Genomic DNA, 14,569 nt, shown 5'->3' with positions numbered 1-14,569 from the left:
AAAAATGAGTGCAAATTTCCGAAAAAAAAATAAGGTTTTGAATTTTCAGTCCATTTTTTGATAAAAAGACTTTGGATTTAAGGAAATTACCTCTTTTTAATACATAATTTCAAAGCTATTATGGATTTACTTTTAGTAAAGATGCTGTCTTTTTTGCTTTTTCAACAATTTCGAGAATGGGTGTGTCCAAAGCATCATTAACCAATACGACACCCATTCTTCGGTAGGGTCTTGAGGTTGGTTTACCAAAAAGGCGAAAATCGGTTTTGGAAAGACTAGCCACTTTTTCGATGCCGTCGAAAGTTGGGTTGTCTGAATTTTCCGTTGCCAAGATAACAGCACTTGCACCAATTTTTTCCTGAATGATTTCGGGAATCGGAATGCTTAAAATGGCACGTAAATGCAATTCGAACTCGTTGAAATTTTGTGTTTTAGCTAAAGTTACCATTCCGGTGTCGTGTGGGCGAGGTGATAGTTCGGAGAAATAGACGCCTTCATCGGTTAAGAAGAATTCTACACCAAATAATCCGGCTCCACCTAAGGCTTCGGTTACTTTTCTGGCCATGTCCTGAGCTTCCTCAATGTCTTTGGTTGAAACGTGTGCAGGTTGCCAGCTCTCCTGGTAATCGCCGCGTTCCTGACGATGCCCAATTGGAGCGCAGAATAATGTTGGGTGATTGTTTTGTGTAACGGTTAATAAGGTAATCTCAGAATGGAAATTGACAAATGCTTCGACAATGACTTCCACTACGTCACCTCGTGAACCTTCCACGGCATAGTTCCATGCTTTCTCAATATCGGCTTCCGCTTTGATGGTCGATTGTCCTTTTCCCGAGGAAGACATCAATGGCTTTACCACACAAGGAATGCCTACTTCAGCAACGGCTTTCTGCAATTCTTCTGCTGAGGTAGCATAACGGTAATTGGCCGTGCGCAATCCCAACTCTTTGGCGGCTAAATCACGAATGGCTTTGCGGTTCATAGTGAAGTTGGCGGCTTTCGCTGATGGCACTACTGTAATACCCTGTTTCTCGTAATCGTAAAAACGCTCGGTACGGATGGCTTCGATTTCAGGAACGATAAAATCAGGTTGGTGTTTGGCTACGATACGGTCGAGTTCGGTACCATCAAGCATGTTGATGACTTCAAATCCGTGGGCTACCTGCATGGCTGGTGCATTTTCATAACTGTCGACAGCAATTACTTTTTGTCCGATGCGTTGTGCGGCTATAACGAATTCTTTTCCTAATTCTCCTGATCCTAATAGTAGTATTTTCTTTTGCATTGTTTATAAGTGGTTCGTTGTTTTTTTTGTTTATGGTTTGTTGTTGCGGCCGCGTGAGGGGTTGAAGTGGAAATCCTTTTTTATGGCTGAGCGGAGCAGCAGTATAAAAAAGATTGCAACGAAAAACCCGACCCTTGTGGTCACGCCCTAAAATTAAGAACAAAAAAAGCCCCAAGTTTCCTCGGGGCGTATCTAATTTAAGCTAAAGCTTCTTTGATTCTTCTGATGGCTTCGGTAAGTTGCGCTTCACTGGCAGCGTAGGACAAACGAAGGCAGTTAGGGTTTCCGAAAGCGTCGCCGGTTACTGTAGCAACATTGGCTTCTGCTAAAAGATACATTGAGAAATCTTCTGCATTGTTAATAGTGGTGCCTCTTAACGTTTTTCCGAAGAACGAAGAAACATCAGGGAATACATAGAACGCGCCTTCAGGAACATTCAATTTGATGCCTGGGATTTCTTTCATCAAGCCAACCACTAAGTCTCTTCTGTTTTTGAATGCAGAAACCATAGCGTTTAATACGCTTGGGTCAGCTTCAACAGCAGCAATGGTAGCGCGTTGTGCTATGGAGTTAGCACCGCTGGTTACTTGTCCTTGGATTTTAGTACAGGCTTTTGCAATAGCTTCCGGCGCTCCGATATAACCGATTCTCCAACCAGTCATAGCAAATGCTTTGGCTACTCCGTTTACTGTGATGGTTCTGTCGAACATTCCCGGTATACTTGCTATACTGCAGAATGTTCCTGAGAAGTTGATGTGTTCGTAGATTTCATCAGAAACGATGAAAATGTTTGGGTATTTTTCCAATACCTTAGCTATCGCTGTTAATTCTTCTTTGTTGTAAACCGAACCAGATGGATTACAAGGAGAACTGAACCACATCATTTTGGTCTTAGGTGTGATGGCAGCTTCCAATTGTTCGGGAGTAATTTTGAAGTCGCTTTCAACCGAAGTTGGCACTTCTACAGGAACTCCTCCTGATAATTTGATGATTTCGAAATAACTAACCCAGTAAGGTGCCGGAAGAATTACTTCATCACCGTCATTTAACATTACTTGAGCAATGTTGTATAGCGATTGTTTTGCGCCGGTTGAAACAACAATATTTGCCGGAGCGTATGTTAAATTATTATCGCGTTTGAATTTTTTACAAATCGCTTCTTTCAATTCCAAATAACCGTCAACCGGGGTATACGTGCTGTAGTTTTCATCGATGGCTTTTTTAGCCGCTTCTTTGATGAAGTCAGGAGTGTTGAAATCCGGTTCTCCTAAACTTAAGCTGATAATGTCGATTCCTTGGGCTTTTAATTCTCTTGCTTTAGCAGCCATTGCCAAAGTTTGAGAGGTAGATAGATTGTTAATTCTGTCTGATAAAAATGTGCTCATTAGTTGTGTTGATTCTAGTAATTTATTTTGATTAACTTATACATTTCAGCGTTATTGCCTTTAATTTCGTTTCCATCACTATCAAGTTGAAGTATGAAATTTTCACCAATTTTATATTGGTTAGGAATATCAGATATGTCTAAAATTATAACATTTGATTCAATCGTATAACTACCTTCTTGGGTGTTCACTTCATTGTTGTTTTTTCCAATGTATGTAGTTTGTAAACCGAAAGTATTGTCATTGTTTAAAGTAAGTAATGTGGCAATGCCATCACAATCAGTACAAGGAAGCATTCCTGAATAACTTGCTGATATTGATTTTGAATTCACTTTATCAGCCATATCAGCGATGATGTTGTAACGATCTTCAGCAGTTTGTGGTTTGTCTTCTTCTTTTTTGCAAGAAAAAAAACTAATACAGCCGATTAAAATAACTACTATTTTTCTCATTTTCAAAACTACCTTTTCAACCTATGCTAATTGTGGTTTTTGTCCTAGTTCTTTTAAATGGCGGAAATGAGAAATCACTGCCGCTGTCATGGTTTTGTACTCATGGTACGGTAAGTTACATTCTTTGGCTGTTTGTTTCACGATTTCAGCAATTTTACCATAATGGACATGACTGATGTTCGGGAAAATGTGGTGTTCAATTTGATGGTTCAATCCACCAGTGTACCAATTTACCAACCAGTTTTTAGGAGCAAAGTTTACCGTCGTGAACAATTGGTGGATGGCCCAAGTGTTTTCCAATTCATTTTCTTCATTCGGTTCAGGAGTAACGGTATCTTCAATTACGTGCGCCAATTGGAAAATGATACTTAAAATCAATCCAGCAGTATAGTGCATGATTACGAATCCAATTAAAACTTCCCACCAAACAATACCTAATACCATAGGTATCACTAACCAGATCGAAAAATAGATGACTTTGGTGATTACTAAAGTAGTCCATTGGATAGCGGGGCTTTTGAATTCACCATACGATAACTTACGTTTTAAATAACGTTTCATCTGCATGAAATCGGTTGTAATAGCCCAGTTGAAAGTCAATAAACCATATAGGAACACAGAATAATAGTGTTGGAATTTGTGGAAACGATGCCATTGCGCTGTTTTACTGAATCGCATGATTCTTCCTGCTTCTAAATCTTCATCATGTCCTGGGACATTGGTATAAGTGTGGTGTAAAACATTGTGTTGTACCTGCCAGTTGTAAACATTTCCGGCAAGAATATAAATACTTCCTCCCATTAATTTGTTCAACCATTGTTTCGAAGAATACGAACCATGATTTCCATCATGCATCACATTCATTCCTACTCCTGCCATACCAATTCCGATTACAATCGAAAGTAATGCATGTGCCCAAAAGGGTAAGTTCAATGTTAGAATTAAGAAATATGGAGTTAAGAATAACGCAAACATGATTACAGTTTTTAAATGTAATTTCCAGTTTCCGGTTCTTTGTAAGTTGTTCTCTTTGAAATAGTTATTTACTCGAGTGTTCAATGTTCTAAAGAACTTCATCGAGTCGGTTCTTGAAAAAGTTGGAATTGTTGTATTCATAATTTCTACAATAAGTGCCAAAGGTAGTATTTAATAAATTGAATTGATACTCATTAACACAAATTTTAACCTCCAAATTGTGTAATTTTGTGAAAAATTTCAACTATGGAAGAAATACTAAAGTATTTTCCTAATTTGTCAGAAGAGCAAATTGCACAGTTTACAAAACTGGAAGAATTATACAAAGACTGGAACGCTAAAATTAATGTGATTTCCAGAAAAGATATTGATGAACTGTATGTAAAACATGTTTTGCATTCGTTGGCGATTGCCAAAGTACAACCTTTTGAACCGGGAGCCTATGTGCTTGATGTAGGTACAGGAGGCGGATTTCCAGGGATTCCGTTGGCTATTTTGTTTCCCGAAACCCGTTTTTATCTAGTGGATGTGATTGCCAAAAAAATTAAAGTGGTTCAGGCGGTGGCTGAAGGAGTTGGTCTTAAGAATGTTAAAGCAGAACAAATGCGTGCCGGAAATGTGAAAGGTGATTTCGATTTTATCGTGAGTCGTGCCGTGACCAATATGCCGGATTTTGTTTCTTGGATTAAAGATAAAATCAAGAAGCAACAAAAGCATGAATTAAAAAACGGTATTCTTTACCTGAAAGGTGGTGATCTGACAGAAGAATTGAAAGATTTTCCAAAAGCTACTGAATATAATATTTCAGATTTCTTTGCCCCCGATTTTTTTGAAACCAAAAAGGTGGTGCATCTTCCTTTAAAATTTAAAGCCTAAAAAATAAGCTCCATTGTGGAGCTTATTTTTTTACTATTCTTTTGCTAATTGTGCCTTTTTCTGTGCTTAAAACAACAAGGTATATTCCACTGTTCAAGTTACTAATAGTGATGTTTTGATCTTCCTTTGTTTTTAGTACCTCTTTTCCATACATATCAAAAAGACGAATCGACTCAATGGATAATTGAAGTGGATTGCTGATTTTGAATTCAGATGAGGTTGGGTTAGGGTAGGTTACAATTGATTTGCTAAATTCATTCTCATCTCTACTCAATAGAACGGTTTGGAACTTTTCTATTGAAGTCGATGTCTGATTGATGGCAAGCAAAGGAACATTGATGTTGAGTAGCGCATATCGAAAAATCAAATAGCCATTGGACGAACTGTAATAGTTGTAATTGGTTAAAGTAGCCGTCCCAACATTGGTTAGAATCCCAGAGCTTAAGTTTAAATTTTGTACTGTTTTTAACCGCGTTACATTGCCTATGAAATCTCTGGCTCCTGCGTTTGTAACTTGTAACGTTCCATACGCATCGACGCTTGAATTGAATGTGCCTTGAAAGGTTCCGCTATTAGTGCCATAGACAAAAGTTCCCGAAACGGGATCGTTGTTGATGTATCCGTAGCTTAGGGGGAATGTTCCAATAAGGGCGTTGTCCGATATGTAATTCAATTCGAAATCTGGACCGTTAAAAGCAGTGAATGTAATTTGATTGCCACTATTTTTGGTGTAAAACCGATTGTTGCTGACTTCAGAATTAACGGTGCTTGTCACTAATAGTACGTTTGTAGTGCCAGGATAAGATGTTGATTCAGCAGAGGTAGGTATGGAGTAGCTGTCGATTGATTCGCCTACTTTTACCAGATCGGTAAAGTCCCACGTTTGATTCGGACCAGCGGTTTGATTGAGAACTGTGGCCGGATCAATAATGTCGAAGATAGAACCCGGAACGCTGTAGTAACTGTTAATTGGGCTCTGTGGCAGTGCTGTTATGGTGAAACCAATAAACAGTAGAGTAATTATTTGTTTCATAACTGTTTGTTTTAAATGGTTCAAATACTACCTTAAATTTAGTAAATTTTTGCCATAAAAAAGCCCCTTTCGGGGCTTGATTTATAACTTGATAATTGGTTTTATACTTCTATTGGTTTCATTTTCAATAACTAAAAAATACGAGCCGGCAGCTAACTGTGAGATGTCAATTTGAATATGGTTGGCATCTATATAATTGGGTTTGCTGTTCAGGATACTACTTCCTCTTGGGTCGACAATTTTTGTTTTGAGGATACCAAATGGGATGTTTGATGTAATATTGATTATGCCTTCAGAAGGATTCGGATAAACTTTGAATTCTTGAAGTTGATTCACGTCGTTACTTAATGATTGTTCCACAATAACCGTAATCGGAACTAGGGTTGGTGCCATTCGACCACAATCATTGGTAAATGTTACTTTGGCATTCCATGTACCTTCATCAATACTTCCATCTTGAATGTTCATGATTACCGGATTGGTACTGCCTCTGGAATAGCCACTTGGATCAAACCATTCTATGGAACCGTTATATAAATTGGATGGAATTCGTAATTCTAATTTCGAACCTTGTTGTACAGTAACATTTGACGCTGTTGTGAATGTAGCATTGTCATTAATGCTGTATTGTGTAGCTCCATTTAAATCAGGGTTCGCTGGATTCACAGTTAGTGTCACAGGTATCGCTTTTGAGGGATAATTTACCGGAGTTACCATGATGTTGTAAGTTCCAGGAGTTGCATTTGAAACGGTCATTGTGATTGTCCCGTTAGCAGAAATACTGTTGGGACTAAACGATACTGTACTACCCGCAGGTGTTCCTGTGGCAGTAAAAGTTACGGGAGTCGCAAGGCATCCATGAATATTGTTGAAATTGAATGAATAGGTTGCATTGGTTCCCTGACAGGTTCTAAGTGCTCCAGTTGTGTTCACTGCAAAATCGAAATCGGGCTTAACAATCTCACACCAGGCAAAATCAACATTGCCTTGCGTAATGGTAACATGGCCTTCATTAGTTGGAGGCATATACCAATTTTTGAATGGAGTTGTATTTGATGTTGTAGTGGTTACTCCATCCCATGGAATGTCTTTTGTTCCTAAATTTATATTGAAATAATAATTTGGTTGAGGGTTGTTGATATCACCTCCAACATTCAGTCCCATGGCGCTTACTGCAGGAATGAAACTAAATTTATCAGCTTTCATTGCATTAAGGAAGTTCATCAGTACGTCATTTCCGGGAGGTAAAGATGCAGCAAGTCCGCCCATATCAAATAAACCGCCAGGTGACGAATCGACGCCATTAGTGTTGGCACTTTGTTTTGCAGTTGCTATAAATGAATCTTGAGTTATCCAGAAAAAGACTTGGGCTTGAATATCTACATCGACAATAGTTTCCTGTACATTGGCATTAGGCATGTATTCGCAAAATGTAAGTGCTCTGGTATTGATGAATGCAAAAACGTCTCCGGTATCAATATTGGCAGGAGTAGTAGCGGTACCGATAAAATCGAAGCCAGGGTTGATGTCGTTGCCCAATTTGTCTTGGAATTTTGCGCGGTTACCACTTCCGTTGATCATTGAAATATTTCGTGTAGACTGTGGAAAACCTAAAGCGTTCATTCTGTTTTGGAAATTATCTCTAATATTCGGATAGCCGGTTGGAGTTAAAGGTAAACCTGCAGATGGAATAATGGGATCGTCACCTAAAGGAGATTGTGGTCCTGCTAACACATGTGCCTGAAAATGGTCTACCAGCATTTGTTTTGCAGCTGGTGAGCGTAACATACCGTCAATTAAAGGTTTTACACCGTCAGAATCGCCATATCCGTATGCGAAATAATTGAATAAATGTTGTAAGCCAATAGGTACATTAGCACCATAATGGGGTGAATCAAATGAGATCCATAAACGAGTTTGAGGATTAAGATTGTTTTGTTCCATGAAGCGTAAAGCATATCTGGAAATTAGCCCACCCATGCTCGGACCGATTACAATGTTTTGTTCGGTTCCTACTTTTTGCGCATTCAAAGTTTCCATAACCGTAACCAATGAAAGTGCATTTCGTTCAATGTAATCGGCTCCGCCATCAATAGTTTTTGCTGCCGAATTGATATAGGTTGGGAAATTGACTACTACGATATCATATCCTTCTTCGTTGCGGATACGGTCACCTAAATTTCGAGTAACTCCACCAGCGTCGGTGTACGTCAATAAATTGTAAACGGCTGTTGTATTTCTGGCATCCGATGGGTCAAATCCGTCCACCACATAAATTGGTTTGTCAAAAATCCCATCAGTACTTGTAAAAATCTCATATTCACACTTACCTGCCGATAGGTCGGTTTCTCCGTAAATAGCTAAATCAGGCGTTCTCGTAGCAGTAATTAATGTTGGTGCTCTGCGGAATAATCGCGCTACATCATCATTGGAATAAGAAACGGTTAAATAAGATTTGCGTAGTAATTTTGTTCCGTTGTCAAACGTGATTTCGAATTGGAGTTCTTTTTGTCCTTCTGAAGGATAAGTTACGGCTATACCTTTGTCTAATGCGACTGTTCTAAAGCCTTTCCCATCTCCGAAATCGGTGCTGATATTTGAGATTTTATTTTTGGTTGTATTGACAAAGTAATTGCTGTCGAAAAGGAAAATTGTGTTGACTCCTTTTTTTCGTACTGTAAGTGGACTGACAATCGTATTGGTGTGTTTGTCAAAAATGTATGCAGAAGAGTTTCTTTTTGCTTTATTGTTTTCAATGGTAAACCATCCTTTTTGGTAAGCTTCTTTACTTGGGACTTCGAATTCGGTATGGATGAGTCCAATTTTTAGAATTTTTCCCGAATTCTCTATTTTCATTTCTGATGCCATGGCATTGGCATTTTGGAACCTCTTTTGAGTGTCTGATTTGCCTAATTCTTCATAGGATTCGAATAGATTGTACATGTTATAGGTGTTCCCCTTTTGACCTAAAACTGTAAATGGTTTAACTTCAGTTAACAGTAAGGAAGTTTCCATTCCTTTTCTGTCAAAATTGTTGAAGTCGACTTTCTTTTTGTTTTGCGCATAAATGTGTGACGCGACAAACAAAAAGTAAACCCACAGGTACTTTTGTTTCATGATGTGTTTTTTGTTGGTTAGTTTGTTTTTGTAAGAAATTTATATGCATGCATAATAAATTCTCATTACAAATTACAAATAATTTCCAAATACACAAATTTTTAACAAAATTAGAGTCTAATTTACAATGTAAAGCTTATTGGTGAGTGTGCTTTTGGTTTTATTGCTCTTTAGAAGCGTATAGTAACTACTTTTTGGATCAGTTGAAATTTGAGGATGTTTAACAATAGCATTCTGATTTTTCAATCGAATTGAAGTTTTCTTTACGTATGATTATTTCACACTTTCAACTGTCCAATGAAAACTGTTTTTTAATGCATTGTAATTAGGTTTGATTTTAATGCACTTTATTGTTTTGTTTTCATTGTTGAGGTATAAATTGTTTTGTATCGTTTTATAATGGAAAGTTTCAGTAGAAAATGAATAATCAGTGAGTGTGATTTTCTTTTCTTTTTCGTTGACGGAATATTTAAAATCAATTAAAGAATCATTTTGCAATTGAAAAATGAGGTAGTCATCTTTATGGAAAAATAATTTTTTTATACTATTCGAATTTTGAATGACATAAACACCTTCGAACGGCTTCTTTTGATCTTTTACAGAGAACGAAGGATAAACGCATTCGAAAAAAAGTAGTAGTACTAAAAAGAAACCAAAGAACAATGATTTGGGTGTAAGGTTTATTCTATCTTTAAATATATTGGATATATCTTTTTTGAAAATTGGATACAAAAGATACAGGCATAGTAATGTGAGAAAAGCTGAAAATAATTTAACAGAGATGTCAAATGTGAGATTAACTGCAACAATATTGATTAATACACTCAAGGTTAGGTATAAACCCACTTTTTGAGTTCTTTTTGAGAGTAAAAGTAGTCCACTAAGTACTTCGATTAGGCCAAGAAATAATTGGTAGTTTGGGGTTGTTCCAATCACAGACCAATATAAAATGTCAGTATCTAAATTTCCCATCGGTGTGGCCAAAATATTAGGTTCCGGTGTATAAAACTGTTTCAGAAAAATTTTACTGAATCCATATTTTACTAGATGAAGCGAAAGGTAAAAAGTAAGGAGCCAGTCAAAATATTTGGATTGGAGTATTTTGGTAACTTGGTTTTTAAATGTAAAACCGATGAAAAGGCTTGAAAACAATAATGTAATAAATAGCGCATACATTAGTATGGAATCCGATTGAATTTCAGGAATTACATATTCGAAATAATGAGTGGCATTTACAGCTTTGTAAAGTAGTTTGCCTAAGGTATTTTGGATAAAAACATAATGAAAATAGAATGCCTCATAAGGAAAAGGAATGAATAGAATTCCTAATCCTAAAAAAAGCCCAATAACGGATTTTAAAAAGGAATTATTTGTCAATTTGATCAATAATTATTGCTCTTGAGGTAGTATTGTTTGACCAAAGTTGGTATTCACTGCCTAAAACTTTAACGGTTATGTAAATTGGGATACTGCCTTCGCTTTTGTTGTTTTTCTTTTCAGTATTGTCAAATACAAGATAGTTGCGTTTCCCTTTTTCAAGGGTAACTTTTAAAGGTGTTGACGCTGAATATTTTTTTTGGGTAGTGATAAGTTTTTGATTAAGATAAATTTTGAAATTGCTCTTTGGTATATTGGTTAAAATAATTTCTATGGTTTGTTCAGAAGTTTCTTTTTCAGTTTCATAAGAAACATTGATTGTTTTATCCGCTACATCTTTTGAAATCGATTTTTTTTCATCATTCGTCAATGTTTTTTTGGTGGGAATTCCAAAATTGGAGTTGGGTGAATTGAACAATTCCGATTGTAAACTTTTCACAAATTTCTTAGTGTTGCCACTATGACTTTTGAATGCAACCAACTTGGTTTGTGAGAAAGTTGTTGTACTTAAAAATAGACTTAAAAGAAGTATTAATTTGTTCATTGTAATTGACTAAGAAGTATAAATGTAAAAAAAATCCATCCTGTTTGGGATGGATTTTTTGTTAAAGTTTTTATTGTTTTAAAAACGGATATCTATAATCTACTGGAGTCACAAAAGTTTCTTTAATAGTTCTAGGAGAAACCCAACGTAATAAATTTTGTGCAGAACCTGCTTTATCGTTCGTTCCTGATGCTCTTGCACCACCAAAAGGTTGTTGACCTACAACAGCTCCCGTTGGTTTGTCATTGATATAGAAGTTTCCTGCACTGTTTTGTAAAGCTACAGTAGCTTCTTCAATAGCATAACGATCCTGGCTAAAAATTGCACCAGTTAAAGCGTATTCGGAAGTTGAATCTACTAATTGTAGTGTTTCACTGAATTTTTCATCTTCGTAAATATAAACAGTTAAAACTGGTCCGAAAAGCTCCGTTTCCATAGTAGTGTACTTTGGATTTGTCGTTAAGATCACTGTTGGTTGAATGAAATATCCTTTCGATTTGTCATAACCACCTCCGAAAATTACTTCAGCATCTGCATCATTTTTTGCTTGGTCGATATATTTTGCTAATTTATCAAATGAACCTTCGTGAATCACTGCAGTTACAAAGTTTGAAAAATCTTGAGGTGAACCTTGTTTGATTGTCGACAATTCTGCTGCCATTTCTTCTTTGATTGCTGGCCATAAGCTTTTTGGATAATAAGCTCTAGAGGCAGCTGAACATTTTTGTCCTTGGAATTCGAAAGCACCACGAATACTGTTGGCAACGACTTGTTTTACATTGGCTGATGGGTGAACCATAATGAAATCTTTTCCTCCGGTCTCACCTACAATTCTTGGGTAGGTTTTGTAGGTGTGAATATTTTCGCCAATTTTTTTCCAAATTTCTTTGAACACGAAAGTTGATCCAGTATAGTGGATTCCTGAGAAATCAGGTGATGCTAAAACTGTATCAGTAATCATGACAGGATCTCCGAAAACTACATTGATTACGCCGTCTGGGACACCTGCTTCTTTGAATACATCGATAATTACTTTAGCAGAGAAAACCTGGCTATCTGAAGGCTTCCAGATAACTACATTACCCATCATTGCGGCACTTGCAGGCAAGTTAGCAGCAATAGCGGTAAAGTTAAATGGAGTGATGGCATATACAAAACCTTCTAATGGACGGTATTCTACACGATTCCACATGTCTGAATTTGATGTAGGTTGGTCCTGATAAATTTGTGTCATGAATTCTACGTTGAAACGTAAGAAGTCAATCAATTCACATGCAGCATCAATTTCTGCCTGATGAATTGTTTTGGATTGCGCAATCATGGTTGCCGCGTTGATTTTTGCACGGTACGGACCAGCAATCAATTCAGCTGCTTTTAAGAAAATAGCAGCTCTTTGTTCCCAAGCCATGTTAGCCCATTTAGTACGGCTTTCCAACGCATTAGCAATTGCTTTTTCTACGTGTGTTTTTTCAGCTAAATGATAGGTTCCCACAATATGTTGGTGGTCGTGTGGTGCCGACATGGTTCTGGTATTTCCGGTGCGAATTTCTTCGCTGCCAATGTACAATGGAACATCAATAGGTGAGTTCCATAATGCAGCGTAAGCTTCGTGCACCGCATCTCTTTCAGGAGAATCCGGAGCATATGATTTTACAGGTTCGTTAACCGCTTTCGGTACGTTAAAAAATCCTTTTAGCATTTTTATGATTGTTAAATAGTTAGACTAATTGAAATTAAATCGTCACAAAAGTACAAAGGAAAAACAGATTAATTTATAAAGTAATCACAAATTAATTCAATGCAAAAGGAGCGCTAAGTTTAAAAGGAGGAATAATAACCTGAAACGATTTTGTAGAGGTAAAATTTATCATACTGAAATATCCTTGCATGGTTCCAAATGGTGCACAAAGTAAGCATCCGGAACTGTAAGTGTGTACTTCTCCGGGTTTTAATACCGGTTTTTTGCCTACCACTCCTTCGCCGTCAACGGTCTCCATATGATTAAGTGCATCGAATATTTCCCAATGACGGGCCATCAGTTGTACCGAATCTTTACTGTGATTCTCAATGGAAATATGATAACTGAAAGCAAAGTGCATCTTATGATTTTTGAAGTATGTGCCTTCAAAAGTCGTCATAACCGAAATTTTAATACCTTGTGTAATTTGCGTTACCATACCTAATTTCCTGAGGGATATACAAATTTAGAAATTTTATAAAAATAATTGTTTGCAATTCCTGTTAATTTTTTAGTTGGTAATGTTAATAGAAGAAGCTTCACCTTTTCCAATGACTCTGTCGTATCTTTCGCCATTGGCTCTATAGTAGATGAAGGCATTGTAAATGTTTTCTGTTTCGTAAAAATTACCATCAATTGCGTTTTTTTCGTCAATTGAATTGTTTTTGAATAGGGTGTAGCTGTAGTTGTTGAAACCTTGTTTGATTAAAATGGCTTTTTCGAAAATCCCTTTCTCTACATTATAATCCATTTTGTATTCGTTTGTCAAAGCATAATTATTGAACATTCCGGTTACATAAATGTTGGAATTGGCTTGGTATTCTGGAGCAAAAAGCGAAAAATACATCCAGGCATAGTCCGACTGTACATCGCTGTTTTCGGCAATAAGATTTCGGTTTAAAAAACCACCATTGATGTCAGGGAAGAAGGTGTAACCTTTGTTCTTTCTTGCGGAATCAGTATACAAATAAGCGCTGTACAAACCGCTGTTGGAATCTACTTTTTGAATAGTATTAGTGGGAACTCGTACTTCTTTGTTGTCGAAATTCAAATATTCGTTTCCTGCATAAAACTGAGTTTCGGTATTGTATCGGAATATCAGATCGTTTCCTATTGTATATTGAGGTTTAATATTGACAATCGTATTGTTCCATTTGCCGTTTTGGAATAAAATGATTTTTACATTTTGATTGGGCGATTGGAATAGGATATTTTGTGATTTTACTGTGAATTCCACATTGTGTTTTTCTTTAATATCAACAATGTTTCTCGAGCGTTTGATTTGCATTGGAACGTCTACTAATTCTTCGTAAATGATGAACTTTTTCGAAAACACCAATTCGCGATTATTGTTAAATATGGAAACGAGATAATTCCCGCTTCGGGTTAATTGAAAGAAATTATTGGGAAAATTCAAACGATAATGTGAGTACAGTTGCAAGGTGTTGAACGAATTTTCATAATCCTGAACGCGTTGATTATCTGTTCCGGTAAGGTATTCGGCTTTGGCTAATTCAGAAGGTGTCCAATTGTAATTGTGATGAGTTATTGTAAAGTAATAATCTTCCTCATTGCCATACAAATCATCAAAAGTCAGCTGGAAAGAATCGCCCAATCGGAAAAAGGGAAAAACATTACCAACTCCTTGATTGAAACTAATAGTTTTTATGTGAAAAGGCGGTTGGGTTTCTTCAACTGACTGCGCACGCAAATTGATGCTAAAAGCACCTATTAAATATAATACTATGGTAATTTTGCGAATCATATTTTAAAATCAGTGGAAGTAA

Annotated in this window: 12 protein-coding genes; 1 reads left to right on the top strand and 11 read right to left on the bottom strand. The window is 36.8% G+C overall.

Translation table 11 applies throughout. The annotated features are described in order from the left end of the window. Window positions 1–118: 118 nt before the first annotated feature. The 4 genes from purT to ACS8MM_RS10780 form a co-directional block, all read right to left on the bottom strand. A complete protein-coding gene (gene purT, locus ACS8MM_RS10795) occupies window positions 119–1,285 on the bottom strand; it encodes a formate-dependent phosphoribosylglycinamide formyltransferase (protein ID WP_379716568.1) in 1,167 nt (388 codons plus the stop codon). Window positions 1,286–1,482: 197 nt separating this feature from the next. Beyond that, window positions 1,483–2,670, bottom strand: coding sequence for a pyridoxal phosphate-dependent aminotransferase (locus tag ACS8MM_RS10790; RefSeq protein ID WP_379716565.1), 1,188 nt, complete (start codon window positions 2,668–2,670; stop codon window positions 1,483–1,485). Between the two features lie 14 nt (window positions 2,671–2,684). After that, on the bottom strand, window positions 2,685–3,122 hold the full coding sequence (locus tag ACS8MM_RS10785; RefSeq protein ID WP_379716562.1) for a copper resistance protein NlpE: 438 nt from the start codon (window positions 3,120–3,122) through the stop codon (window positions 2,685–2,687). A 21-nt stretch (window positions 3,123–3,143) separates the two neighbouring features. Next, the gene (locus ACS8MM_RS10780) at window positions 3,144–4,238 is read right to left on the bottom strand and encodes a fatty acid desaturase family protein (RefSeq protein ID WP_379716559.1); all 1,095 of its coding nucleotides are present in this window, start codon (window positions 4,236–4,238) and stop codon (window positions 3,144–3,146) included. 105 nt (window positions 4,239–4,343) lie between these two features. On the opposite strand from ACS8MM_RS10780, the gene rsmG reads away from it, so the two are divergent. After that, window positions 4,344–4,973, top strand: a complete 630-nt coding sequence (gene rsmG / locus ACS8MM_RS10775; RefSeq protein ID WP_379716556.1) for a 16S rRNA (guanine(527)-N(7))-methyltransferase RsmG — start codon at window positions 4,344–4,346, stop codon at window positions 4,971–4,973. Window positions 4,974–4,995: 22 nt separating this feature from the next. Here rsmG and ACS8MM_RS10770 read toward each other — a convergent pair whose 3' ends face one another. The 7 genes from ACS8MM_RS10770 to ACS8MM_RS10740 form a co-directional block, all read right to left on the bottom strand. Further along, window positions 4,996–6,006: a T9SS type A sorting domain-containing protein gene (locus tag ACS8MM_RS10770; RefSeq protein ID WP_379716553.1), complete on the bottom strand. Its 1,011-nt coding sequence runs from the start codon at window positions 6,004–6,006 to the stop codon at window positions 4,996–4,998. An 81-nt stretch (window positions 6,007–6,087) separates the two neighbouring features. Continuing rightward, a complete protein-coding gene (locus ACS8MM_RS10765; protein WP_379716550.1) occupies window positions 6,088–9,123 on the bottom strand; it encodes a T9SS type A sorting domain-containing protein in 3,036 nt (1,011 codons plus the stop codon). A gap of 273 nt (window positions 9,124–9,396) precedes the next feature. Further along, window positions 9,397–10,500 carry a hypothetical protein gene (locus ACS8MM_RS10760; protein WP_379716547.1) on the bottom strand — a complete coding sequence of 368 codons (1,104 nt, stop codon included), beginning with the start codon at window positions 10,498–10,500 and terminating at the stop codon, window positions 9,397–9,399. After that, window positions 10,490–11,044, bottom strand: a complete 555-nt coding sequence (locus ACS8MM_RS10755) for a hypothetical protein (protein WP_379716544.1) — start codon at window positions 11,042–11,044, stop codon at window positions 10,490–10,492. Before ACS8MM_RS10755 ends, ACS8MM_RS10760 begins: the two co-directional genes overlap by 11 nt. Window positions 11,045–11,114: 70 nt before the next feature. After that, complete coding sequence (pruA, locus tag ACS8MM_RS10750) at window positions 11,115–12,743, bottom strand: L-glutamate gamma-semialdehyde dehydrogenase (protein WP_379716541.1); 1,629 nt, start codon at window positions 12,741–12,743, stop codon at window positions 11,115–11,117. A 91-nt stretch (window positions 12,744–12,834) separates the two neighbouring features. Next, window positions 12,835–13,221: a Co2+/Mg2+ efflux protein ApaG gene (gene apaG, locus ACS8MM_RS10745; protein WP_379716538.1), complete on the bottom strand. Its 387-nt coding sequence runs from the start codon at window positions 13,219–13,221 to the stop codon at window positions 12,835–12,837. 72 nt (window positions 13,222–13,293) lie between these two features. Next, window positions 13,294–14,547 (bottom strand): DUF5103 domain-containing protein, encoded by a 1,254-nt coding sequence (locus ACS8MM_RS10740; protein WP_379716535.1) that lies wholly within the window; start codon window positions 14,545–14,547, stop codon window positions 13,294–13,296. Window positions 14,548–14,569 lie beyond the last annotated feature (22 nt).

It is taken from the genome of Flavobacterium sp. MAHUQ-57, assembly GCF_051908335.1.
Taxonomy (GTDB): domain Bacteria; phylum Bacteroidota; class Bacteroidia; order Flavobacteriales; family Flavobacteriaceae; genus Flavobacterium.
This window is presented reverse-complemented; position numbering and strand designations above follow the sequence as displayed.